The organism is Pseudonocardia sp. NPDC049635 (assembly GCF_040659795.1).
GTDB lineage: Bacteria > Actinomycetota > Actinomycetes > Mycobacteriales > Pseudonocardiaceae > Pseudonocardia.
In genome coordinates this window covers 396,684-421,016 of sequence record NZ_JBFAON010000001.1, presented here as the reverse complement: position 1 = coordinate 421,016, position 24,333 = coordinate 396,684, and the positions used below count along the sequence as shown (strand labels likewise).

General features: G+C 73.3%; 20 protein-coding genes and 1 pseudogene. 8 read left to right on the top strand and 13 right to left on the bottom strand.

Translation table 11 applies throughout. The annotated features are described in order from the left end of the window. Positions 1-101 precede the first annotated feature (101 nt). The 5 genes from AB0J24_RS01945 to AB0J24_RS01925 all read right to left on the bottom strand — a co-directional run bounded on the left by AB0J24_RS01945 (position 102) and on the right by AB0J24_RS01925 (position 7,684). The gene (locus AB0J24_RS01945; protein ID WP_358673910.1) at positions 102-1,454 is read right to left on the bottom strand and encodes a hypothetical protein; all 1,353 of its coding nucleotides are present in this window, start codon (positions 1,452-1,454) and stop codon (positions 102-104) included. 214 nt (positions 1,455-1,668) lie between these two features. Then, positions 1,669-3,396, bottom strand: a complete 1,728-nt coding sequence (cydC, locus tag AB0J24_RS01940; protein WP_358673907.1) for a thiol reductant ABC exporter subunit CydC — start codon at positions 3,394-3,396, stop codon at positions 1,669-1,671. After that, positions 3,393-5,162: a thiol reductant ABC exporter subunit CydD gene (gene cydD, locus AB0J24_RS01935; RefSeq protein ID WP_358673904.1), complete on the bottom strand. Its 1,770-nt coding sequence runs from the start codon at positions 5,160-5,162 to the stop codon at positions 3,393-3,395. The genes cydC and cydD overlap by 4 nt, the downstream gene beginning before the upstream one ends. Then, on the bottom strand, positions 5,159-6,220 hold the full coding sequence (gene cydB, locus AB0J24_RS01930) for a cytochrome d ubiquinol oxidase subunit II (protein WP_358673901.1): 1,062 nt from the start codon (positions 6,218-6,220) through the stop codon (positions 5,159-5,161). The genes cydD and cydB overlap by 4 nt, the downstream gene beginning before the upstream one ends. 27 nt (positions 6,221-6,247) lie before the next feature. Further along, on the bottom strand, positions 6,248-7,684 hold the full coding sequence (locus AB0J24_RS01925; protein ID WP_358673898.1) for a cytochrome ubiquinol oxidase subunit I: 1,437 nt from the start codon (positions 7,682-7,684) through the stop codon (positions 6,248-6,250). A 118-nt stretch (positions 7,685-7,802) separates the two neighbouring features. Between AB0J24_RS01925 and AB0J24_RS01920 the strand changes: the two genes are divergently transcribed. Next, positions 7,803-8,432, top strand: coding sequence for a TetR/AcrR family transcriptional regulator (locus AB0J24_RS01920; protein ID WP_358673895.1), 630 nt, complete (start codon positions 7,803-7,805; stop codon positions 8,430-8,432). Positions 8,433-8,460: 28 nt separating this feature from the next. Here the strand turns inward: AB0J24_RS01920 and AB0J24_RS01915 are convergent. Beyond that, positions 8,461-8,853: pseudogene (locus tag AB0J24_RS01915) on the bottom strand (DUF2000 domain-containing protein); the annotation flags it as partial. Further along, the gene (locus AB0J24_RS01910; RefSeq protein ID WP_358673892.1) at positions 8,843-9,820 is read right to left on the bottom strand and encodes a DMT family transporter; all 978 of its coding nucleotides are present in this window, start codon (positions 9,818-9,820) and stop codon (positions 8,843-8,845) included. The gene AB0J24_RS01910 and the pseudogene AB0J24_RS01915, both read right to left, overlap by 11 nt. A 31-nt stretch (positions 9,821-9,851) precedes the next feature. Between AB0J24_RS01910 and AB0J24_RS01905 the strand changes: the two genes are divergently transcribed. Continuing rightward, positions 9,852-10,367, top strand: a complete 516-nt coding sequence (locus AB0J24_RS01905) for an Lrp/AsnC family transcriptional regulator (RefSeq protein WP_358674373.1) — start codon at positions 9,852-9,854, stop codon at positions 10,365-10,367. Positions 10,368-10,499: 132 nt separating this feature from the next. Here the strand turns inward: AB0J24_RS01905 and AB0J24_RS01900 are convergent, their stop codons facing one another. The 4 genes from AB0J24_RS01900 to AB0J24_RS01885 all read right to left on the bottom strand — a co-directional run bounded on the left by AB0J24_RS01900 (position 10,500) and on the right by AB0J24_RS01885 (position 13,369). Then, a complete protein-coding gene (locus AB0J24_RS01900; protein ID WP_358673889.1) occupies positions 10,500-10,709 on the bottom strand; it encodes a hypothetical protein in 210 nt (69 codons plus the stop codon). A gap of 282 nt (positions 10,710-10,991) precedes the next feature. Then, positions 10,992-11,936 carry an alpha/beta fold hydrolase gene (locus AB0J24_RS01895; protein ID WP_358673887.1) on the bottom strand — a complete coding sequence of 315 codons (945 nt, stop codon included), beginning with the start codon at positions 11,934-11,936 and terminating at the stop codon, positions 10,992-10,994. A gap of 78 nt (positions 11,937-12,014) precedes the next feature. Continuing rightward, entirely contained in the window at positions 12,015-12,749 is a 735-nt protein-coding gene (locus tag AB0J24_RS01890) for an FAD-binding oxidoreductase (RefSeq protein WP_358673884.1), read from the bottom strand. Continuing rightward, entirely contained in the window at positions 12,749-13,369 is a 621-nt protein-coding gene (locus AB0J24_RS01885; protein ID WP_358673882.1) for a sulfite oxidase-like oxidoreductase, read from the bottom strand. Before AB0J24_RS01885 ends, AB0J24_RS01890 begins: the two co-directional genes overlap by 1 nt. A gap of 193 nt (positions 13,370-13,562) precedes the next feature. Between AB0J24_RS01885 and AB0J24_RS01880 the strand changes: the two genes are divergently transcribed. The 3 genes from AB0J24_RS01880 (at position 13,563) to meaB (ending at position 18,895) form a co-directional block, all read left to right on the top strand. Then, a complete protein-coding gene (locus AB0J24_RS01880; protein WP_358673879.1) occupies positions 13,563-15,485 on the top strand; it encodes a methylmalonyl-CoA mutase family protein in 1,923 nt (640 codons plus the stop codon). A gap of 29 nt (positions 15,486-15,514) precedes the next feature. Continuing rightward, on the top strand, positions 15,515-17,692 hold the full coding sequence (gene scpA / locus AB0J24_RS01875; RefSeq protein ID WP_358674370.1) for a methylmalonyl-CoA mutase: 2,178 nt from the start codon (positions 15,515-15,517) through the stop codon (positions 17,690-17,692). A gap of 219 nt (positions 17,693-17,911) precedes the next feature. After that, positions 17,912-18,895 carry a methylmalonyl Co-A mutase-associated GTPase MeaB gene (gene meaB / locus AB0J24_RS01870; RefSeq protein ID WP_358673876.1) on the top strand — a complete coding sequence of 328 codons (984 nt, stop codon included), beginning with the start codon at positions 17,912-17,914 and terminating at the stop codon, positions 18,893-18,895. A 20-nt stretch (positions 18,896-18,915) separates the two neighbouring features. Here the strand turns inward: meaB and AB0J24_RS01865 are convergent, their stop codons facing one another. Further along, positions 18,916-19,668 carry an aldolase/citrate lyase family protein gene (locus AB0J24_RS01865; protein ID WP_358673873.1) on the bottom strand — a complete coding sequence of 251 codons (753 nt, stop codon included), beginning with the start codon at positions 19,666-19,668 and terminating at the stop codon, positions 18,916-18,918. Between the two features lie 65 nt (positions 19,669-19,733). Here AB0J24_RS01865 and AB0J24_RS01860 point away from each other — a divergent pair, with 65 nt between their 5' ends. Beyond that, positions 19,734-20,543, top strand: coding sequence for a DUF1932 domain-containing protein (locus tag AB0J24_RS01860; protein ID WP_358673870.1), 810 nt, complete (start codon positions 19,734-19,736; stop codon positions 20,541-20,543). 80 nt (positions 20,544-20,623) lie between these two features. Here the strand turns inward: AB0J24_RS01860 and fdhA are convergent, their stop codons facing one another. Continuing rightward, on the bottom strand, positions 20,624-21,838 hold the full coding sequence (gene fdhA, locus AB0J24_RS01855) for a formaldehyde dehydrogenase, glutathione-independent (RefSeq protein WP_358673867.1): 1,215 nt from the start codon (positions 21,836-21,838) through the stop codon (positions 20,624-20,626). Between the two features lie 236 nt (positions 21,839-22,074). On the opposite strand from fdhA, the gene AB0J24_RS01850 reads away from it, so the two are divergent. Further along, positions 22,075-23,292 (top strand): acyl-CoA dehydrogenase family protein, encoded by a 1,218-nt coding sequence (locus AB0J24_RS01850; protein ID WP_358673865.1) that lies wholly within the window; start codon positions 22,075-22,077, stop codon positions 23,290-23,292. Between the two features lie 229 nt (positions 23,293-23,521). Continuing rightward, a complete protein-coding gene (locus tag AB0J24_RS01845; protein ID WP_358673862.1) occupies positions 23,522-24,298 on the top strand; it encodes a DUF742 domain-containing protein in 777 nt (258 codons plus the stop codon). The last annotated feature ends 35 nt before the right edge of the window (positions 24,299-24,333 follow it).

Here is a 24,333-nt window from a genome sequence, read left to right as displayed (position 1 = left end):
CAGCGCTGCGACGCCGCGTAGTCGTCGGCGGTCGCGGCAGCGGGCGGCGCCACCGGGCTGCCCGTGCCGGCCGGACCGGCCGGTCCGGCCCGCCACCGTGGTCAGGCGCTGTTGTCCATCGGGATGATCGCCCAGCCCGGGATGTCCTCCTGGCCGGGCACCGGGACCGGGTCGGCGGCGAGGTTCATCATCAGCACCGAGCCGTCCGCCGCGCGGAACGCGGCCAGTGTGGAACCGCCCTGCGCACGACCCAGTTCGACGTCGCCCTCGCGCATCTTGGGGACCAGCCAGCGCCAGGCGTCGGTCAACGGTGTCGGCTGTCCGCCGTCGGGCTCGGTGGCCGGGCTCCAGAGCGAGGAGTAGTCCAGCGACTCGCTTCCCTCCGGGCCCCAGAGCAGCGCACCCTGGGTGCCGCTGCGGGCCATCGCCTGGATGACGGCGAGGGTGGCCACCGCGCTGGCCTCGGTCCCGTAACCGGCCTCGGCGTCGGCCGGGACGTTGGCGTAGAACTCCGCCCACCAGATCGGCAGCTGGGTGCGCTCCTGGATCCACCGGTCGACCACCGAGAACTTCTCCGCGCCGACGTCGACCGGCGAGATCGCGTCCTGCTGACCGCGGTTGGTCGTCGCCCCGTCGACGACGATGAAGTCGGCACCGACGTTGTTCGCCAGCCAGTACTCGATGACGTCGAGCGGCCGCTGGTCCAGCGCGCCCCACGGCCCGCGGATGTCCGAGGCGTCCGGCGAGTCCACCGGCAGGCTGCTCATCACCACGTACGGCCCGCCGACCAGGATGTCCGGCCGGACCGACTTCACGGCCTGGTACACCTCGTTGTAGAACGCGGTGTAACCCTCGTAGTCCCAGCGGTTCTCCTCCTGGTTGTAGAAGCCCTTGAGCTCGTTCCAGACCAGGACCCGGTCGACCTGCGGGTAGCGCTGCACGGCCTCGCGAGCGAGGTTCGCGTAGTCACCGAAGAACTCCGGCAGCGGCGCCATCTCGATCCGCTCCCACGAGGTGACACCGGGCGGGCCGCCCTTCATCCAGTCCGGCGAGCAGCACAGCGTCAGCATCGCCTTGCCACCGGTCTCCTCGGTGAGCTGCATGCGCCGGTCCAGCGAGCCCCAGTCGAACTCGCCGGGGGAGGGCTCGGGGTTCAGGGTCCCGAAGCCCATCAGATGGTGGTTCTGGTACTCCTCACCGAGGCTGGACAGGATGTCGACGCCGCGCTGACGGGCCTCGGCGGGCTCGGTGGCGTCCAGGCTGTTCTGGGTGTGGGTGACGCCCAGCTCCATCGGTTCCGCCCGAGGGTCCCAGGTCCACCCGGTGTCGAGATCGACGGCGCGGGCGGACGCCTCGAGGGACGTCGACGGCGGGTTCTCCGTCGTCCCGATGTCACCAGGGGTGCAGGACGCCACCGCGAGCAGGCCGACGACGAAGGCAGCCAGGGCGGGCACCCGCCGTATCCGGAACCGGCCGGGCGGCACTGACCGCCCCCGGGACGTCGGGGATGGACGACGGGACACTCGCACGGGGTGGGACCTCACGTTCTGACACGGTCGCTGACACGGGTTCACGACCACCGGACGAGACCGTGACACCCGGGGGCCGGACCCAAGGGTCGCAGCGGGCTCCTGTGATCCGACTGAGAGCGGTGCCGCGGCGCCTCCCTCAGACGTTCGCAGCAGGGTAGGGCCGAGGCCCGGGTCCGCCGCCCGCAACCCCCGTGCGGGCGTGCAACCGTCCGTGACGCAACGTGTACACGGCGTCGAACCGGTGCAGGACGGCCGGGTCGTGGGTGATCAGCAGTACGGAGCGGTCCGCAGCGGCGGTGAGCAGGTCGTCGAGGACGGCGTCGCGGGTGTCCGGGTCGAGATGCGCGGTCGGCTCGTCGAGCACCAGGACGGCCGGGTCGACGAGCAACGCCCTGGCCAACGCCAGTCGCCGGCGCATTCCCCCGGAGAGCCGAGCGCCGTGCGCGCCCACCTCGTCGCCGAGCCCGAGTCCGGGAGCGGTGCCGGTGCCGCTCAGCCCGACCCGCCGCAGGACCTCGGCCAGTTCGGCGTCCGTGCTGTCCGGGGCGGCCAGGCGCAGGTTCTCCCGCACCGTCGAGTCGAACACGTGCGGATCGGCCGGGACACCCGACACCACCGCGCGCACCTCCTCCGGCGGGCGGGAGGTCAGCTCGTGCCCGGCGAGGGCGACCGACCCGCCGACCGGGTCGAGGAACCGGAACAGCACGCTCGCCAGCGTCGACTTCCCGGAGCCGCTGGCCCCGACCAGCGCGACGTGCTCGCCGTGCCGCACGTCGAGGTCCAGGCCGTCCAGCACCGGCGCCGCGGCGCCGGGGTGGGTGACGGTCAGCCCGCGGATCCGCAGGTCGCCACGAACCGGCAGCGGCGTGTCACCGGGCTCGCGGTGCCGGACCGAGGGCTCGGCCCGCAGCACCGGCACCAGCCGGGCGAGCCCGGCACGGACCGTCGCCAGCTTCGCCGCCGCCGCCGGCAGCGGGGCGACGATCTCGAACGCGGCCAGCGCGGTCAGCACCAGCACGGCCATCGGTACGGCGCCGAGCGTCCCGGCGTCGACCGCGGCCACTCCGAGGAGCAGCATCCCGGCCAGCGTCAGACCGGCCACCAGCGCGCCGGCGCCCGCGCTCAGCCCGAGCAGTCCGGCGTCGCGGCGCGCGGCGCGGGTCAGCTCCGCGTCGGCCCGCTCCACCTCGGCCACCATCCGGCCGGTGGCACCGTGGGCCGCCAGGTCCTGGGCCCCGTCGAGCAGATCGACCAGGCCGGTCGCGAGCCGGGACCGGGCGCGGGCCGCGCGGGCGGCCGGCCCGCGCGAGAGTGCTGCAGCGACCGCGGGCACGGCGACCCCGGCGAGCAGCAGACCGGCGGCGAGCAGCGCGCCCCCGGGAACCAGCAACGCCGTCGCCAGCAGCACCGCACCGGATCCGGCGACGAGTGCGGCGACCGGCGGGAGCACCCCGCGCACGACCAGGTCCTGTACCGAGTCGGTGTCGTTGACCAGCCGGGACACCAGGTCGCCGGAGCGGAACCTGGCGATCGGCTCGGCCGCGGCGAGGCGGGCGTAGACCCGGTTGCGCATGTCGGCCAGCGCCCGCAGGGCCGCGTCGTGCCCGACCAGCCGTTCGGCGTAGCGGGCGACGCCGCGACCCACTCCGAGCGCCCGGGTGAGCACGACGGCGATGCTCAGGGCCGTCACCGACGGGTGCTGCGCCGCGGTGGCCAGTAGCCAGGCGGCCAGGCTGAGCAGCCCCGCCCCGCAGGCGGTGGCCAGCGCGCCGAGCAGGGCGCCGCCCACGATGCCGCGGGCCCGCGGTCGCAGCACCGTGCGCGCGAGCGCCCAGGGGGAACCGGGGACGGTGGCGCGGGTCATCGGTGTGCCTCCCCGGTGCGCCGCGGGTGCTGGTCCCACCAGCACGCCGAGGCGACCCGGACGGTCCGGTCGGTGTGCTCGGTCCAGCCCGCGTCGTGCGCGACGACGATCGCGGTGCGCCCGCGCAGCAACTCCGCGGCCGCCGTGCGGATCGCCTCGGCCGAGTCCGGATCGAGGTGCGCGGTGGGTTCGTCGAGCAGCACCAGCGGTGCGTCCCGCAGGAACGCCCTGGCCAGCGCCACCCGCTGCCGCTCGCCCGAGGACAGCTGCAGCCCGCCCTCACCGAGCGGGGTGTCCCACCCCTGCGGGAGCCGGGCGACGACGGTGTCCAGGCCGGACCGGCGTGCCGCTGCGTGCAGCGCCGCGTCGGGGGCGTCGGGTTCACCCAGCCGGACGTTGTCGGCGACCGATCCGGCGAACAGGTGCGGCTGCTGCGGCACCCAGGCGAGCGTCCGTCGCCACGCGTCGAGATCCAGCTCGGCGAGCTCGGCCCCGTCGACCAGGACGGTGCCGCCGGACGGGGCGACGAACCCGAGCAGCACACCGAGCAGCGTCGACTTCCCGGAGCCCGAGGGTCCCCGCAGCAGCACCGATTCACCCGGCCGCACGGTCAGCGACAGCCCGGACAGCGCGTCGGTGTCCGCCCCCGGGTAGCGCACCCGCAGGTCGTGGACGGCCAGGGCGCGCCCGGCGGGGGCCGCGGGCGGCGGCGCCGTGCTTCCTCCGGCCGCGCCCCCGGCCGGGCGGTCGAGCTCGTCGAACACCTGGCGGGCGGCCGCGACGCCCTCCATGCTGGCGTGGAACCGGGCACCCACCTCGCGCAGCGGGAGGTACGCCTCCGGGGCCAGGATCAGCACGAACAGCGCGGTGGCGTAGTCGAGGTCGCCGTAGAGCAGCCGCAGGCCGACCTCCACCGCGACCAGCGCCACCGCGAGCGTCGCGAGCAGCTCCAGCACGAACGCCGACAGGAACGCCACCCGCAGCGTGCCCATCGTGACGTGCCGGTGCTCGTCGGTGGTCTCCCGGACCTTCTCCGCGACGATCCGGGCCCGCCGGAACAGGGCCAGTGTCGGCAGACCCTGCACCACGTCGAGGAAGTGCCCGCCGAGCCGGGACAACATCCGCCACTGCCGTTCGGTGCGGGCCCGGGTGTGCATGCCGACCAGCGCCATGAACACCGGGATCAACGGCAGGGTGACCCCGATGACGACCGCCGAGATCCAGTCCGCGTCGGCGACGACGACCAGCACCGCCACCGGGACCAGCACCGCCAGCACCAGCTGCGGCAGGTAGCGGGCGAAGTAGTCGTCGAGCGCGTCCAGGCCGCGGGTGGCGAGGGTGACGGTGGTGCCGGTGGAGCGCGCCGGGTCCGGCCCGGCGGCGGCCAGCCGGCGCACCAGCTGCATCCGCAGCTGCGACTTCGCGCGCGCCGCGCTGCGCAGCGCGGCGGTCTCCGCGCCGTAGGCCAGCAGCGCCCTGGCGATCGCGATCCCGGCGACGGCGACCACGAGCGGCAGCAGCGTGTCCAGGCCTGCGCCGGCGCCGAGGAAGCCACCGTCGAGCCCCCACTGCGGGGTCGCGCCCGCGATCACCCGGGAGACCAGCCAGGCCTGGGCCAGGATGAGCGCGGTCGCGGCGACGCCGCAACCCGCGGCGACCAGCAGGTGCACGCGCACGGCGCTCGCCGAGCGGAGCAACCGGGGATCGACGGGTGGTCCGGCGGCGGCCGGTGGGGCAGCGGGGGCGGCCGGGATCACACCGCTCATGGTGCTGCCGGCACCGCGTGCTGGTCAGGGCCCTCGGTCCCGCCCGGGGTGACCCGTTCGCCCCCCAGCCGCTTGCGGAAGACCCAGTAGCTCCAGGTCTGGTAGGCGAGCACGAGCGGCAGGAACACCACGGCCACCCAGCTCATCACGGTCAGCGTGTAGGGGGCGGACGCCGCGTTCGACACCGTCAGGGTGTGCGCCGGGTCGGTGGCCGAGACCAGCAGCTGCGGGAACAGCTGCCCGAACAGCACCACCGACGTCCCGCCGATCGCGGCCGCGGTGGCGGTGAACGCCCAGCCCTCGCGGCCCAGCAGCAGGGCGATGCCGGCGACCGCGAGGGCGGTTCCGGCCGCCCAGGCCACCGGGGTGGTCCACCCCGGTGCGCGCAACGCGAGGGTCGCGGCCAGGAAGGAGACCGTCAGCAACAGCACCGGCAGCACCGCACGGACGGCGAACCGACGGGCCCGGTACCGCACCGGCCCGTCCGTCTTGAGCGCCAGGAAGACCGCGCCGTGCAGCAGGAACAACGCCGTGGTGAGCACCCCGCCGAGCACCGCGTAGCCGTTGAACAGCTCGCCGAGCGAGGCGGTGACGACGGTGTTCGCCCCGCTGCCCGGCTCGGTGACCCGGGTCGGCAGGCCACGGACCAGGTTCGCCAGCACCATGCCCCACACGAACGAGGGCACCAGCGAGCCGAAACCGATCAGCAGGTCCCAGCGGGCCCGCCACGCGGTGTCGTCGCGCTTGGGCCGGTACTCCAGCCCGACCCCGCGCACGATCAGCGCCAGCAGCACGAACAGCACCGGCAGGTAGAACCCCGAGAAGGTGGCCGCGTACCAGGCCGGGAACGCCGCGAACATGGCGCCGACGGCGGCGATCAGCCAGACCTCGTTGCCGTCCCAGACCGGGCCGATCGCACCGAGCGCGACCTCACGGTCGTCCTCGGTGCGGCCGAACGCCCGCAGCAGCATCCCGACCCCGAAGTCGAACCCCTCCAGGACGAGGTAGCCGGTCCAGAGCACGGCGACGGCCAGGAACCAGACGGTGGGCAGGTCCATCGCGGATCTCCTCGTCGATCGTGCGGGTCAGTAGCTGAACGCCGGATCGCGGCGCTCGTCCGGTACGGGATCGGGTTCGTAGGGCAGCGCGGCACCGGGGCCTGCCTTCACGTACCGGAACAGCAGTCCGGCCTCGACGACTGCGAGCACGCCGTAGAGCAGGGTGAACGTCGCCAGCGAGAAGGCGACCTGGCCCAGGCTGACCCCGGGGGAGACGCTCGCCGCGGTGAGCAGCTCACCGCGCACGGTCCAGGGCTGGCGGCCCATCTCGGTGAGGATCCAGCCGAAGATGTTGCCGGCGAGCGCCGCGGGCAGTGCGGCGACGACCACCCGGTACATCCAGCGCCGCCCCGGCAGCCGGCCGCCGCGGGTCAGCCACAGGCCGGCCACCGAGATCGCGACACCGGCCAGCCCGAGGCCCATCATGAGCCGGAACGCCCAGTAGATGACGGCGATGTTGGGCCGGTAGTCGCCGGGCCCGTAGAGCTGCTCGTACTGGGCCTGGACGTTCTCGATGCCCTGCACCTCGCCCCACGGGCTGCCGGTGGCGAGGAAGCTGAGCACACCGGGGATCTGGACGTTGACGTGGTTGCGGCTGCCCTGGACGTCGCCGACGGCGAACAGCGAGAACCCGGCCGACTGCTCGTTCTCCCAGAGCGCCTCGGCCGCGGCGAGCTTCATCGGTTCGTAGGTGGCGGCGAGCTTGGCCTGGTGGTCACCGGAGGCGACGACCAGGGCACCGGCGATCGCGGTGACCAGGAACCCGGCCCGCAGGCTCGTGCGGAACAGTTCGTGCTCGGACGGGTGCGGGGTGGCGTCACCCGGGCCCGACCACCGCTCGCGCATCAGTTTCCAGGCGCTGACCGCGGCGACGAACAACCCGGCGACCACGAACGACGCGGCGATGACGTGGAAGTAGGTGGACCAGGCCTGCGGGTTGGTCAGTACCGCGCCGATGTCGGTGAGCCGGGCCCGGCCGGTGGCGGCGTCGACCTCGTGACCGACCGGGTTCCGCATCCAGGCGTTCGCGGCCAGGATGAAGTAGGCGGACAGGTTCGAACCGAGCGCCGCGGCCCAGATGCAGGCCAGGTGGACGCCCTTGCGCAGCCGGTCCCACCCGAAGATCCACAGTCCGATGAAGGTGGACTCCAGGAAGAACGCGATGAGCGCCTCCATCGCCAGCGGTGCGCCGAACACGTCGCCGACGAAGGTGGAGTAGGTGCTCCAGTTCATCCCGAACTGGAACTCCTGGACGATCCCGGTGACCACACCCATCGCGAAGTTGATCAGGAACAGCTTCCCGAAGAACTTGGTGGCGCGCAGGTACTCGGGTCTGCCGGTGCGGTACCACGCGGTCTGCAGCGAGGCGACGATCACCGAGAGGCCGATGGTCAGTGGCACGAACAGGAAGTGGTAGACCGTGGTGATCCCGAACTGCCAGCGGGCCAGGTCGAGCGCGTCCATCAGGGCCTCGTCTCAGCGAAGTTCTACGTCCAGTAGTAGTTCTACCGGAAGTAGAAGATCGATGGGTGGACGGGTGGCGTACGTCCCTGGGCGCAGTGCGGGCCACTAGTCTGTCCGGGTGCCCCGCCCGAGCCGCTGGTCGGAGATCGTCGCCGCCGCCAGCGAGGAGTTCCGTGACCGCGGCTACGAGAACGCGACGCTGGAGAGCATCGGCGCCCGGGTCGGCATCCTGAAGGGCAGCATCTACAACTACGTGGCCTCCAAGGAGGAGCTGCTGCTCGCCGTGGTCGAGGAACCCGCCCGGCAGCTGCTCGCGGAGCTGGAACGGTTGCGCTCCTCGTCCGGGCGTCCCGTCGCCGTCCGGCTCCGGGAGCTGATCCGGATGCAGGTCCGGATCTTCGCCGACTGCCATCCGGCCGCGTTCGTCTACCTGCAGCATCTCGGCCGCATGCCTTCCCACCGGTTCGCCGAGTTCCGCGAGATGGACGAGCAGTACATGGACGCGCTGGAGGCGCTGCTCGCCGAGGGCGTCCGGACCGGGGAGCTCGCGCTCGCCGGTGAGCCGCGCACGGCCGCCTACGTCGTGGTCGGCACGCTCGGCTGGATGCAGCACTGGTTCGTCCCGCGCGGCCCGGAGGCCGACCGTGAGCTCGCCGATCAGCTGTTCGCGCAGGTGCTCGGCGGGCTGGTGGCGGGTTCGGGGATGCTCGGCATCTCCCGGTCCTTCGGCGGCGGGGATGGGTCGTGACTCCCGGCGTCGGTGGCCTGGTCAGCCGCCGCACGTCCCGGGCGGCGCCGTGGACCAGGACCCCGACGTAGTCGATGTCGACTGAGCTCATGGTCGCCATACGCTGCTGGAAGTCGCTGTAGCTCTTGGTGCGTTGCCCCGCGGCGGGGAGATCGACCACACTCATCTCGGCGTCCAGGGCGCCGCGACGGATCTCGGTGAGTTGATCGCGCGGTGCGACCAGGACGGTGATGCCGGTCGGGATCAGCCCGGGGTGGCGCTGGCCCTCGGCATCGACAAGCTCATCGCCCGTCAGGTCCGGTCGGTGGGCTCCGGCGGTGAAGGCGAGAACCGCAGCAGCGTTGGCTGCGTGCCCGGCATGCAGCTTCTCGTCGACGACGATGACCGTGCGCTCATCGGACACCGTGCGCTCACCGGACATGGTGCCCCTGCAGGACATCGGAGTCGGTGACCGGGACGGTCAGATCCTGCGGCGCCGAGGTGCCGCGCCCGGCGTGTCTGGGTGCGGTCACCGCGACCAGTCCCGTGAGGAGGACCACGGCACCGACTGTGGCGATGAGCGACATGCGCTCGCCCAGGAACGCGACGCCGAGGACCACGGCGACCAGCGGCTCGGCCAGGCTCAGGGTTCCCGCCGTGGCCGCACTGATGTGGCGCAGCCCGGCGACGAACAGCACGTAGCCGCCGGCCGTGGCCGGGATGGCCAGCCACGCGATCAGCAGCACGGTGCCGGGCTCGGTCAGCAGCGTGCCGTCGAGGCGGGCGAAAGGCAGCAGGACCGCACCGCCCAGAACGAGGGTCAGCGCGACGGCGGCGAAGGTCGGCGCGGGCCCGTCGAGCAGGACCTTGGCCGACACCGTGTAGACGCCGTAGCAGAGCCCGCCGATGATACCCAGCCCGATACCGATCGCGTCGATGCCTCCACTCGCCCCGGGCAGCAGCAGCAGCGTCGTCCCGACGACCGCGGCACCGGTGCCCAGCAGCCACGACCGGGTCAGCCTCTCGGCGCCGATCGCGCGCGCCATGACTCCGACCGCTGGCGGAGCGACACCCAGCGCGACCACCGTCGCCAGCGCGGCCCCGGTCCGTTCGACCGAGCTCAGGAACGCCGCCTGGTACGCGGCGGTCGAGACCGCGGCCAGGACCAGCCACCGCAGCGCCGAGCCACGCGCCAGCGCAGCCCACCGGCCCCTGGCCGGGTGGTCGAGCAGCGGTACCACGACCAGCAGCGCGAGACCGCCGACGAGTAGGCGTGCCGCCCCCAGCGTGGTCGCGTCGATCGACGCCTCCGCCAGGACCTGTGCGGGACCGACGGTGCCCCACAAGACCGCCGCCGCGAACACCGCCGCCGCTCCGAGCCCGACACGGACTCCCACTCGTTCACCCATGACACGAAACGCTAGACGTTATAGTGATCCAATGAGTCGACTACCGAACGAAAGTCAGACGAGTGCAGGTAACTCCGGATATGATGCGATCGATCTGTCGCTGCTGCGGCTTCTGCAGAACGATGCACGGCTGACCAACCGACAACTCGCCGCGCAGACCAACGTCGCACCCTCGACCTCGCTGGAGCGCGTGCGGAGCCTGATCCGGCGGGGCGTGGTCACCGGTTTCCACGCAGAGGTCGACCTCAAAGCGTTCGGGCGCACCGTGCAGGCCCTGATCTCGGTCCGGATCCGGCCGCCCTCGCGGGAGATGATCGAGTCGTTCCGCGACTGGGTGGTGACCCTGCCCGAGGTGCTCGGCCTGTTCGTCACCAGCGGCACTGACGACTTCCTTATCCACGTGGGCGTCGCCGACACCGACGGGCTCTACGCCTTCGTCATCGACCGGCTCACCGAACGCCGTGAGGTCGCCGACGTTCGCACGTCGGTGGTCTACGAACACGTGCGCACCCGAGTGATCGAACCGACCTCACAGTGGGCCCCCTGACGACCGCACGCCCCGCCGTCCGGCACCGGGCCCGAAGCAGCGGGCACCTCCCGGCAGCGACTGCTGCCCCGGCAGAAATGCACCGCGGCCCAACCCCCCATGAGCCGTCCGCACCGGCCCGGGGGCGGCCGCTCAGGGCTGGTCGAGTCCGAACAGCGCGGTCTGCTCGGGCACGGCCTGGACAGCGGCTCCGGTCCGGAGCGCGCACTTGCGGCAGGTGAGCGGTTCGGTGACCGCGATCAGGTCTACCGCCGCGGCGAACCCCGACCACCCCTGGTGACAGGCCGGGACCGGCAGCGCGAGGTCCCCGAGCCACGCCCGGAACGCGACTGCGTGGACCACTCTCGACCGACCGACCGACCGACCGACCGATCCGCAGCCGGTGCGCCGGAACCGGTCGCTCTGGACGCGGGCGAGCTCCCCCGAATCCACGCGCCGGGACACGACCGGCTCCAGACCTGCCGTGCCGGGCCGACGACGAGGTGATCAACAGTGGCCGTCCTGGGCGTGCGTCGACGCGGGGAAGCCGGGGCCGGCCCGGCAGGTTCATCGCCGGCGACCCCAGCCGACGAGCAGCAGCGACGACCACACCCGCGGACCGGGCCGGGGTGTGCGCGGCCGGGGTCAGTCGGCCACCGGGGTCACGGAGAGGGTTCGCCCGAGGAACGACACCTGGGCCGCGACCGAGCGCTCGAAGTGCGCGCCGGTGTAGATGTCGAAGTGCCCGCAGGGCAGCTCCAGCACCTCGGCTCCGGCCCCGGCCCGTGCCGCGGCCCGCCGCACGGCCGCCGGTGGCGCGATCGAGTCCCGGGCGGCGACCACCACCAGCAGCGGTGCCCGTAGCCGGGGCGCCGCTGCGACCGGACGGTTCAGCGGGATCCGCAGCACGCCGCGGGCCCGCATCGTGTTCCGGAACGAGGGGCCGGTGATCGAGGAGTAGCCGGCCTCCGCGTCCGGTGCGGTGATCGCGGCGGTCGCACCGGGCGGACCGAACACCCCGATCCGGTGCGGCGGCCTGCGCAGCAGCGACCGGGCGAGATCGCGCAGCCCGTGCGCGGTGAGCCCGAGCAGGGGGCCGGGGCCCGCGTGGCGGAGGATCTCCCGCAGCGCGGCGAGCCCGTCCATCGCCGCGCCCTGCGAGACCACCGCGGCGACCCGGCCGTCCCGGGCCGCGACCGCCACGACGTGGCCGCCCGAGTAGGAGCTGCCCCACAGCACGATCCGCTCCCGGTCCACCCCCGGCAGCGACCGGGCGTGCGCGATCGCCGCATGGTAGTCGGCGCGGTGCCGCAGGTGGTGCACGTCCTGGGCGAGCCGCGGATCACGGGTGCCGTCGCTGGTGCCGAAACCGCGGTAGTCGAACAGCAGTACGTCGCAACCCGCCGCGGCGAACCGCTGGGCGAACGGCAGCAGCCCGGAGTCACGGGTGGCGCCGAAACCGTGCGCCATCACCACGCAGGGCCGGCCCCGCTCCGCGGTGAGCGCATCGGACGCGGCGCCCAGGTGCCAGGCCGAGCACCGGGTCCCGCGGCTGGTGAAGGTCGTCTCGACCGGGATCACGGGGGTCATCGGCACTTCCGGGGTCGGGTGGCCACGTTGCGGTACCGGCCATGGTGACGCACCCGGCCGGCCCGCGTGGTGCGGGGGTCAGGCCCCCGTCGGACCGAACTGCTCGATCCGGATCGCCCCGGGGGGCAGGCCCGCCTCGGCGAGCAACGCCACCGCGGCATCGGTGAACGACGGGCTCCCGCACACGAACGCGGTCTCCCCGCCCCTGACCAGCGGCGCGAGGTCGTCGAGCCGCAACCGCCCGGCCGGCCGCGCCGAACCCGCCGGCGCCACCTTGGTGAACACCGGGTGCACCTGCGGGCCGCGCAGCTCGTCGCCGTAGTAGATGCCGCGCGGCGTGCGCACCGACAGCACCATGCGCACCAGGTCCGGGCGGCCGATGGCGCGGGCGTGGCGCAGCATCGCCGCCAGCGGGACCTGCCCGGAACCACCGCCGACGAGCAGCGCCGGCCCGGAGCCGTCCCAGGCGAACCAGCCGCCGACCGGGCCGCGCACCTCCAGCACGTCACCGGGGACGACGACGTCGTGCAGGAACTCCGACACCTCGCCGTCGTCGAGCCGCTCGACCGTCAGCTCGATCTCCGGGCGGCCGTCCGGTGCGGAGGCCACCGAGTAGGAGCGCTGGGCGGTGTAACCGTCCTCCGCGGTCAGGCGCATCACGTAGTACTGCCCGGGCAGGTGCGTCGCGGGTTCGGCCAGCCCCAGCCGGAACGTCCGCACCTTCGGCGCCTCGTCGCGGATCTCCAGCACCGTCGCCAGCTGCCAGCGCAGGGTCCGCCGGGGAGTCGTGGACGGCCGGGAGGTCGTCCCCATCAGTCCCCTCCGAAACGCTGCTCGGCCCACGGGTCCCCGCGGTCGTGGTAACCGTTGCGCTCCCAGAAGCCCGGGTCGTCCTCGGCCAGCAGCCGCAACCCGGCCACCCACTTCGCGCTCTTCCAGAAGTACAGGTGCGGGACCAGCAACCGGGCCGGGCCGCCGTGCTCCCTGGTGAGCGGCTCCGGGGCCGCGGGTGCGGTCCCGGCGGCGAACGCGAGCCACGCGCGCCCGCCGGTGACGTCGGCCAGCGGCAGGTTCGTGGTGTACCCGGTGTGCGAGTGCGCCACCACGAAGCGGGCCTGCGGCAGCGGGCCCGCCGCCTCCAGCAGCGTGTCGACCGGGATGCCCTCCCAGGTCATCCCGAACTTCGTCCAGGTGGTGACGCAGTGGATGTCGCCGTCCCAGCGTTCGCGCGGCAGCGCGCGGATCTCGTCCCAGTTCCACTCGACGGGGCGCTCGACGAGCCCGTCGATGCGGAAGGTCCAGCGGGAGGTGTCCAGGTTCGGTGCGGGTTCGGCGGTGAGCACCGGCCACTGGTCGCCGACGTCGTACTGGCCGGGGGGCAGGCGCGGATCCCGTTTGCGCCTGCCGACGAAGCCACGGGTCACGGGGGACATGAACGGCACAATGCCGCACCGGCCCGGCGTGTTCCAGGCCGTCGGGTGCGTCACAGACCGTGCGGGTCTCACCACAGCCGATGCCCCGGGCCGGGCCCCGTCACTAGACTGCGGTGCACTCCGGCGACGTCATCACGGCGGCGCCGAGCGGGGCGACGTGGCCGCCTGCGGGCCGGTGAGGAGAACTGAGCGGATGACGGGCAGCGACCGTACGGCGGTCGACGCAGGTGACGGTCCGGTGGAGCCGGAGCAGCTGGTCCTCGCGGGCGGGTTCGACCCGGTCACCCGGGAGCAGTGGACCGCCGCCGTCGACGCGGTGGTGCGCAGGTCCGGCCGGATCGCCGAGGACGCCGAACCCGGCGCCGGCGTCGAGGCACTGACCCGGACCAGCGCTGACGGCATCCGGGTCGCCCCGCTGTACGCGGCCGAGGACGTCGAGGACCTTCCCGCCACCGGGGTCCCCGGTGCCTGGCCCTTCACCCGCGGTGCGCTCACCGACGGTCACGTCCCGGAGGGCTGGGACATCCGCCAGCGGCACACCGGCACCGATCCGGTGGTGGTCCGGGAGGCGCTGCTCGCCGATCTGGAGTGCGGTGTCAACTCGATCTGGCTGCGGGTCGGGGAGGGCGGGATCCCGGTCGCCGACCTGCCCGCCGCGGTCGACGGCGTCCACCTGGACCTGGCCGCGATCGCCCTGGAGGCCGGCGCCGACGCCGTCGAGGCCGGCACCGCCTACCTGGACCTGGCCGCGCGCAACGGCGTCGAGGACGCCGAGCTGCTCGGCTCGCTGGGTGCCGACCCGATCGGTCTGCGGGCCCGCACCGGCTCCGGCCCGGACGCCGGCTCGGTCGTCGAGCTGGCCCGCCGGGTCGCCACGTCGTTCCCGAAGGTCACGGCCGTCACCGTCGACGCCACGGTCGTCCGCGAGGCCGGCGGGTCGGACGCCCAGGAGCTGGGCTGGTCGCTCGCCGCCGGGGTGGCGTACCTGCGTGCCCTGGTCGACGGCGGGACCGGCGGCGGGCTCGACATCGCCGCGGCCGCACGGGTGCTGGAGTTCCGCTACGCGGCCACCCCCGAGCAGTTCCCGACGATCGCGAAGCTGCGCGCCGCGCGCCGGCTGTGGTCGCGGGTGCTGGAGGCGAGCGGCAGCACCGATGTGCCGCAGCGCCAGCACGCGGTGGTCAGCGACGTGCTGTTCTCCCGCCGCGACCCGTGGGTGAACATGCTCCGCGGTACCGTCGCCGGCTTCGCCGCGGGTGTCGGCGGGGCGGACGCGGTCACCGTGCCGCCGTTCGACGCCGCGATCGGTGCGGCCGAGCCGTTCTCCCGCCGGATCGCCCGCAACACCCAGAACCTGCTGATCGAGGAGTCGCACCTGGCGCGGGTGATCGACCCGGCGGGTGGTTCCTGGTACGTCGAGCACCTCACCGACGACCTCGCCCGGGTCGCCTGGGAGTTCTTCCAGGAGATCGAGGGCGCCGGTGGCGCGGTCGCCGCGCTCGACTCCGGTGTGGTCGCGGAGCGGGTCGCGCAGGTGCGGGCGCGGCGGGAGAAGGACGTCGCCCGACGCAGGACCCCGCTGACCGGTGTCTCCGAGTTCCCGGACCTGAACGAGAAGCCGGTCGTCCGGGAGCCGCTCCCGGCCCCGGTGGCCCGCGGTGGCCTGCCGCTGTACCGGCCTGCCGAGGCCTACGAGGCGCAGCGGGACCGCTCCGACGCGGCGCTGGAGCGCGACGGCCGCCGGCCGACCGTCTTCCTCGCCACGATCGGTCCACTGGCGGCCTACACGGCGCGCGCCGGGTTCACCCGCAACCTGCTCGGCGCCGGCGGCATCGACGCGGCGGAGGCCGGCCCGACCGAGACCACGCAGGACGTGGTCGAGGCCTACCTGGCCGGTGACCGGCCCGCGGTCGCGGTGCTGTGCTCCTCGGACGCGCTCTACGCCGAGCGGGCCGCCGACACCGCCGCCGCGCTGCGCGAGGCGGGCGCGACCCGCATCCTGCTCGCGGGCAAGCCCACCGAGGAGGTGACAGGTGTCGACGGGTACCTGTTCGCCGGCTGCGACGCTCTTGCCGTGATCGACGACGTGTACACCTCGCTGGAGGGGTCGAAGTGACTCAGGTTCCGGACTTCACCGGTGTGCCCCTGGACTCCGGCCGCGCACCGTCGAGCACGTGGGCCGGGACCGCGCCGACCTGGACGGCCCCGGAGGGCATCGGCGTCAAGCCGCTGTACACCGCGGACGACCTCGCCGACCTCGACTTCCTGCACACCTACCCGGGCATCACGCCGTACCTGCGCGGGCCGTACCCGACGATGTACACCAACCAGCCGTGGACGATCCGGCAGTACGCCGGGTTCTCCACCGCGGCCGAGTCGAACGCGTTCTACCGGCGCAACCTGGCCGCCGGGCAGAAGGGCCTGTCGATCGCCTTCGACCTGGCCACCCACCGCGGTTACGACTCCGACCACCCGCGGGTCGCCGGCGACGTCGGCATGGCGGGTGTCGCGATCGACTCGATCCTGGACATGCGCCAGCTGTTCGACGGGATCCCGCTGGACAAGATGTCGGTGTCGATGACCATGAACGGCGCCGTGCTGCCGGTGCTGGCGCTCTACATCGTCGCCGCGGAGGAGCAGGGCGTCGCGCCGGAGAAGCTGACCGGGACCATTCAGAACGACATTCTGAAGGAGTTCATGGTCCGCAACACCTACATCTACCCGCCGCAGCCCTCCATGCAGATCATCTCCGACATCTTCGGCTTCACCAGCGCGAAGATGCCGAAGTTCAACTCGATCTCGATCTCCGGGTACCACATCCAGGAGGCCGGCGCGACGAACGACCTGGAGCTCGCCTACACCCTCGCCGACGGCGTGGAGTACCTGCGGGCCGGCGTCGACGCAGGCCTCGACATCGACAAGTTCGCGCCGCGGCTGAGCTTCTTCTGGGCGATCGGCATGAACTTCTTCATGGAGGTCGCCAAGATGCGGGCGGCCCGCCTGCTCTGGTCGAAGCTGGTGAACACCTTCGAGCCGAAGAACGCGAAGTCGCTGTCGCTGCGCACCCACTCCCAGACCTCCGGCTGGTCGCTGACCGCGCAGGACGTCTACAACAATGTCGTCCGGACCTGCGTCGAGGCGATGGCCGCCACCCAGGGGCACACCCAGTCGCTGCACACCAACGCGCTCGACGAGGCGCTGGCGCTGCCGACGGACTTCTCCGCGCGGATCGCCCGCAACACCCAGCTGCTGTTGCAGCAGGAGTCCGGTACGACGAACGTCGTCGACCCGTGGGGGGGCAGCTACTACGTCGAGAAGCTCACCTACGACCTGGCCCGCCGCGCCTGGGCGCACATCGACGAGGTGGAGAAGGCCGGCGGCATGGCGCAGGCCATCGACGCCGGCATCCCGAAGATGCGGGTCGAGGAGGCGGCCGCCCGCACCCAGGCGCGGATCGACTCGGGCCGCCAGCCGGTGATCGGTGTCAACAAGTACGTCGTCGACGTCGACGAGCAGATCGACGTGCTGAAGGTCGACAACGCCGGGGTGCGCCGCGAGCAGCTGGAGAAGCTGCAGCGCCTGCGGGCCGAGCGCGACGACCGGGCGCTCGACGAGTCGTTGCGCCGGCTCACCGCCGTCGCCGAGAAGATCGCCGAGGGCGCGCGGCGCGACGACGCCGACAACCTGCTCGGCCTGGCCGTCGACGCGGCCCGCAACAAGGCCACCGTCGGTGAGATCTCCGACGCGCTGGAGAAGGTCTTCGGACGGCACGCCGGCCAGATCCGCATCATCTCCGGTGTGTACTCCTCCGAGGCCGGGACGAACCCGGCGATCGACCGCGCCCGCGAGCTGGTGGACGCGTTCGCGAGGGCCGAGGGCCGCCAGCCCCGGATCCTGGTGGCGAAGATGGGTCAGGACGGTCACGACCGGGGCCAGAAGGTCATCGCGACGGCCTTCGCCGACATCGGCTTCGACGTCGACGTCGGCCCGCTGTTCCAGACCCCGGCCGAGGTCGCGAAGCAGGCCGTCGAGTCCGACGTGCACGTCATCGGCGCCAGCTCGCTGGCGGCCGGGCACCTCACGCTGGTCCCCGAGCTGCGTCGTGAGCTCGCGGAGCTCGGGCGCGAGGACATCATGGTCGTCGTCGGAGGGGTCATCCCGCCCGCCGACGTGCCGGAGCTGCTGGAGATGGGTGCCGCGGCGGTGTTCCCGCCCGGCACGGTCATCGCGGAGGCGGCGGTGGATCTGCTCGGCAAGCTCTCGGCGGCACTCGGGCACGACGGCGAGCCCGGCCCAGCCGCCGGGAGCGTGTTCGCGGACTGACCGGCCGAGCGGGCCGGCCGGGACCTGCCCGGCCGGGCGAGGTGGCCGACACCGGCGTGTACCGGCCCGGCCCCGGTCCGCGCAGACCTAGGGTGCCCAGGTGAACGACCGCACCATCCCGGCGATCCTCGCCGTCCTGATCGGGTCGGCCCTCGTGCTGGCCGTGCTCGTCCCCGTCGTGGCGGCCTCCTACCCCGATCCCGAGAACCGGAGGATCTGATGCCCCCGCGCGTCCCCGACCCCGCGGAGCTGGCGCGCGGCGTCCTCGCCGGCGACCGCACGTTGCTCGCCCGTGCCATCACGCTGGTCGAGTCGAACCGGCCCGACCACCAGCAGGCCGCGCAGGAGCTGCTGCTGAAGGTGACCCCGGCGGCGGGCGGCGCCGTCCGGGTGGGGATCTCCGGGGTGCCCGGCGTCGGGAAGTCCACCTTCATCGAGGCGCTCGGTACCCGGCTCACCGGGGCCGGGCACCGCGTGGCGGTGCTGGCGGTGGATCCCTCGTCCACCCGGACCCGGGGGTCGATCCTGGGGGACAAGACCCGGATGCCGAAGCTGGCCGTCGACCCGGCCGCGTTCGTCCGGCCCTCGCCGTCGGCCGGGACACTCGGTGGGGTGGCCCGTCGTACCCGGGAGACGATGGTGGTGATGGAGGCCGCGGGCTACGACGTCGTGCTGGTCGAGACGGTCGGCGTCGGCCAGTCCGAGACGACCGTCGCCGGGATGGTCGACACGTTCCTGTTCCTGACGATCGCGCGGACCGGTGACTCGTTGCAGGGGATCAAGAAGGGCATCCTGGAGCTGGCCGACGTCGTCGCGGTCAACAAGGCCGACGGCCGGCACGAGCAGGACGCCCGTGCGGCCGCCCGCGAGCTCGCCGGGGCACTGCACATGATGACCCCGACGTCGTCGGTGTGGCGGACTCCGGTGCTGTCCTGCTCGGCACGGACCGGGATGGGTCTGGACAAGGTCTGGGAGAAGGTACGGGCCCATCGCGCCGCACTGGAGGAGGCGGGGGAGCTGGCGACCCGGCGGGCCGACCAGCAGGTCGACTGGATGTGGCAGATGGTCCGGGACCGCCTGATGGACCGGCTGCTGCACGATCCCGGACTGGCGGAGAAGCTCCCGGCACTCACCGCCGAGGTCCGCAGCGGTGGCCTCACCCCGACGCTGGCCGCCCAGCAGATCCTGGACGCCCTGCGCTGAGCCCGCGGGGTGGCCCCGGTTCAGACCGCGCGGGTCTGCGCCAGCCAGTCCGAACAGGCCGCCCGCAGGATCGCCTGCTCGGCGGCGAGCATGGTGAAGGTGCACCCGAGCGCCCGAAACCGGCGGGCGTGGGCGGGGGAGTCGCAGTAGATGCCCACCGGCACCCCCGCCGCCGCGCTCCGAGCCGTGATCCCCTCGATCAGCTCGCCGTAGTGGGCCGCCTCCGGTGCGTCCGGTGCCTGTGCGCTCAGGGGGAGGCCGTAGGCCAGCGCCAGGTCCGACGGGCCGATGAACACCGCGTCGAGCCCTTCCACGGCGAGGATCTCCTCCAGGTTCGCCACTGCGGCGACCGTCTCGACCATCACCACGCACCGTCCACCGGCGAGCGGGTCACGCCCGAGCCAGGACGGCCGGACCGGGCCGAAGCTGCGGGTCCCCGCCGGCGGGAACCGGCAGGCGGCGACCGCGGCGGCGGCCTGCTCGGCGGTGTCGACCAGCGGGACGATCACGCCGTCCGCACCCCGGTCGAGCGCCCGGCCGATCGCCTCGGGCCCGTGGCCGGGCACCCGGACCAGCGACCGGGTCCCGGCCGCGGTCAGCGCCTGAAGCATGCCGAGCACGCTGTCGTCGCCGATCAGGCCGTGCTGGGTGTCGACGCAGACGCTGTCGAACCCCGTCGAGCCGACGATCTCGGCGACGGCGGGGGAGGGCAGCTGCAACCAGCCGCCGACGGCGTCCCCGGTGAACATCGGGTCCGTGCTGGGAACGTTCATGGGTCGACCGTGCACGTCCGCCCCGGAACGCGCCACCGGCGGACGGCCGGGGCATCATGCTCCCCATGCCGACGAGCCTGCCGTCCCGCCCGGTGATCGGGATCCTGCACCCGGGAGCGATGGGGGCCGCGATCGGTTCGGCGCTGAAGGCCCGGGCCGGTGCGGTGATCTGGGCCGACGCCGGCCGCAGCCACGCCACGGCCAAGCGCGCCGAGCTCGCCGACCTGGTCGCCGTCCCGGACGTCGCGGAGCTGGCCGCGCGGTCGGACGTGATCGTGTCGATCTGCCCGCCTGCCGCCGCCCGGGAGGTGGCGCAGCAGGTGGCGGCCGGCCTGGCGGGCCGGACCGACCGGCCGATCTACCTGGAGGCGAACGCGGTCGCACCGGACACCGTCCGGGCGATCGCGGAGCTGCTCGGCGACCGCGCCCAGGTGTGCGACGGCGCCGTGATCGGCCCGCCCGCCTGGCAGCACGGGACGACCGTGCTGTGGCTCTCGGGCCCCGGTGCGCGGACCGTCGCGGACCTGTTCGACGGCACCCCGTTCGAGGCCCGGACGCTCGACGGGCTCGGCACGGCCAGTGGCCTGAAGGCGTGCTTCGCACTGCAGAGCAAGGCCCTGCCGACGCTGTGGCTGGCGCTCGAGGAGGCCGCGGCCCGGTTCGGTGTCGGCGACGCCCTGCGCGAGGAGCTGACCCGCACCGGGGTCGAGTACTCCGCCGCGCTGGCCGGGGCCCGGGAGCGGGCGGTCACGAAGGGCTGGCGCTGGGCGGGCGAGATGGAGGAGGCCGCCGAGGCGTTCGCGGCGGTCGGTGTGCCGGACGGGTTCTCCCGAGCCGCCGCCGAGCTGTACCGCCGCGCCGCCGATCGTCGCTGACCTGCCGCGGCCCCGGGGCGGCACCGCGGACGGGGCCCGGCGCTGCGCCGGCCAGAGCCCCGCCCGGCAGGGCGCGCCGGTCAGGCCGCGACCGAACCGTGCGGGTCGATCACGTACTTGCGTGAGGCCCCGCCGTCGAAGTCCCGGTAGCCCTGCGGTGCCTCGTCCAGGGAGATGGTGGTGGCGTTGACCGCCTTCGCGATCTCCGCCCGGCCGGACAGGATCGCCGCCATCAGCTGCCGGTTGTACTTCTTCACCGGGCACTGGCCGGTGGTGAAGCTGTGCGACTTGGCCCAGCCCAGCCCGATCCGGACACCGAGGGTGCCCTCCTTGGCGCTCTCGTCCACCGCGCCCGGGTCACCGGTCACGTACAGGCCCGGGATGCCGAGCGCGCCCCCGACCCGGGTCACCTCCATCACCGAGTTCAGCACGGTCGCCGGTGCCTCGTCGGCGTCCTTGCCGTGCCCGCGGGCCTCGAATCCGACGGCGTCGACGGCCGCGTCCACCTCGGGCTCGCCGAGCAGCTGCTCCAGCTGTTCGGGCAGGGTGCCGCCCGCGGTGAGGTCGACGGTCTCGCAGCCGAAGCTGCGGGCCTGCTCCAGCCGGGACGCGACCATGTCCCCGACCACGACGGTGGCCGCACCGAGCAGTTGTGCGGCGTGCGCCGCGGCCAGCCCGACCGGCCCGGCTCCGGCGACGTAGACGGTCGACCCGGTGGTCACGCCCGCGGTGACCGCCCCGTGATAGCCGGTCGGGAAGATGTCGGACAGCATCGTCAGGTCGAGGATCTTCTCCAGGGCCTGGTCACGGTCCGGGAAGCGCAGCAGGTTGAAGTCGGCGAAGGGCACCATCACGTACTCGGCCTGGCCGCCGATCCAGCCGCCCATGTCGACGTAGCCGTAGGCCGCGCCGGGGCGGGCCGGGTTGACGTTCAGGCAGACCCCGGTCTTGCCCTCGTTGCACATCCGGCAACGACCGCAGGCGATGTTGAACGGCACCGAGCAGATGTCACCGGGCCGGGCGAACAACACGTCGTCGCCGACCTCGACGATCTCGCCGGTGATCTCGTGGCCGAGCGTCTGTCCGGCCGGAGCGGTGGTGCGGCCGCGGACCATGTGCTGGTCGGAGCCGCAGATGTTGGTGGTGACGACCTTCAGGATCGCCGCGTGCGGGGCCTTCTTCTTGATCTTCAGGCCGTCCGAGACGTCGGTCGGGAGCTCGAGTTTCGGGTAGTCGATCGACTCGACGGCGACCTCGCCGGGAGCCTTGTAGACGACCACGCGGTTGTCGGGCATGTGACTGGTTCCTCTCACGGTCGGTGCGGCCCGCGGTCGCGGACCGGGCCCGGCCGACGCGCCCGGATGTCCCCGCACCGGCTGCGCCGCCGGTCCCGACCGTCGCACAGGATCCCGACGTGCGCATGCGTGGATGCGTCGTGCACCGCTGTGCGCACCGGCCGCAGTGGCACGGGATCGCCGGGCCGGGCCGCGACCGCACAGCGGATCGTGCCGCGGACGGTGATACTGCCCCGATGAGCGACGATCCCCGTGACGATCTCCGGGAGCCGCCGGTCCCGGTGCTGACGGCGCCGCACCACACCCCGGAGCGGGAGGCACTGCAGGCGCAGGCCCGCGAGTTCGCGACGGGCAGGGTGCTCCCGGTGGCGAACGAGCTCGATCCGCGACGCGGTGAGATCCCGCGTGACCTCCTCGAGGAGATGGGTGAGCTCGGTTACTTCGGGATCACGGTCGCGCGTGAGCACGGCGGCCTCGGCCTGGGCGCGTTCGAGTACTGCATGGTGGCCGAGGAGCTGGCCAGGGCCTGGATGAGCGTCGGCTCGATCATCGCTCGCGCCCAGGGCGCCGGGACCGGGGTGGCGGATCCCGAGCGGCGTGCGGAGCTGCTGCGCCGCAGCGCGCGCGGGCAGTGGATCGGTGCCATCGCGCTGTCCGAGCCGGACGCCGGTTCCGACCTGGCCGCGGTGGAGACCCGTGCGGTCCGTGACGGTGACGAGTACGTGATCACCGGCCGGAAGCGCTGGACCGGCAACGCGAAGGCGGCCGACTTCATCCAGGTGCTCGTCCGGACCGGTGCCCCGGGGCCGGGGGAGAAGCGCTCGGCCGGGCTCGCGACCCTCGTCGTCGAGAAGCAGCGCGACACCTTCCCCGACGGGCTCACCGGCCGCCCGATCGACAAGATCGGCTACCACGGCTTCGTGACCTGGGATCTCGAGTTCGACGGGGTGCGGGTCCCGGTCGCCAACCAGCTCGGCGCCGGTGGCGACGGCTTCGCCGACGCGCAGGCCTGGCTGAACATCGCCCGTGTGCACACCGCCGCCCGCGCGGTCGGGCTGGCCCGCGCGGCCGTCGAGGACTGTGTGCGCTATCTGCAACAGCGGCGGCAGTTCGAGCACCCGATCGGCGACTTCCAGGCCGTCCGGTTCACCCTGGCGACGATGGCGGCCAGGGTCGAACAGGCGCGGTCGTTCTACCAACACGTCGCGCACCGTCTCGACCAGGGCGAACCGTATGCCCGGGAGGCGGCGATGGCCAAGCTCGTCGCCACCGAGATGGCCGCCGAGGTCACCGCGGACGGCATCCAGCTGCACGGCGGGAACGGGTATACCACCGAGCACCAGGTGGAGCGGCACTGGCGGGACGCCCGGCTCACGACGATCTTCGAGGGGACCAGCGAGATCCAGAAGAAGATCATCGCCGACCGGTTGCTGCCGCGCAGCCCACTGGGCTGAACAGATGTACCCGAGGTGATCCGATCGGGGTCTTTTCCGGTGTCCTGACCTGCGGATCGGTGCCCGTGTCATATGACCGTGACAGGCTGGACACCCAGCGGTAGTGATGTTGGTGCACTCTGTGCGTCTTCCTGATCGCTCAGAGTGATCATGGTCGAGGCTGATCATGTTCGCAGGGGATCGAACGTGTATCGGCGCCGCCACCGGCGGAGCTGGAGCGGAGGGGTGGATGGCACCGTCGGACATCGGACGGACGGGTGCGCGGTTCGGGGCCCGCCCGGCCCGGCACACCCCGGATCCGGAGCATCCGCACGGCCGTCCGGCGGCGGACGCCCGTCCCGCGGACCCGGCCCCGGAGCCGGTGGCCGAGGAGAACCTGATCGGTCTCACCGGGGCCCGGTTCGGCGGGCACTCCGCGCGGCGGAGGCGCACGACCCGCCGGGAACGGGTCGCGGCGCGGGAGCGGGACAGCGGGCGGCCCGGGCGGGACGCGGTCGACGGTTCGCCCGACGCGGCCCGCGCCGGAGTCGACACCGGGACCGAGACCGGTGCCGGGACCGACTCCGACACCGGCACCGGCGCCGACACCGGCGCGGGGATCGGCACCGGGACCGACACCGAGACCGTGCCGCTCCCGGTGGTCAGCGGCGTCACCGAGCCCGCCCCACGCGTCGCGTTCGCCGCCGTCCGCCCCTACGTGATCACCGGTGGCCGGACCCGGGTCCGGAAGGAACTGCGGCTGGAGACGCTGGTCTCGGCCAGCCCGGTACCGGGTCCGGTGCCGGAGCTCGGCACCGAGAAGGCGACCGTGCTGAGCCTCTGCGCCCAGACCCGCTCGGTGTCGGAGATCGCCGCGCTGGCCGGCGTCCCGCTCGGCGTCGCCCGGGTCCTGATCGACGACCTGGCGGGAGAGGGCAGGCTGACCGTGCACGGCGTCTCCTCCGCCGAGGACGGGCCGAGCATGGAGCTGATGGACCGGGTGCTCTCGGGTCTGCGCAACCTGTGACACGTCCGGGCCGGCCGAGCGGCGGGCCCCGCCCC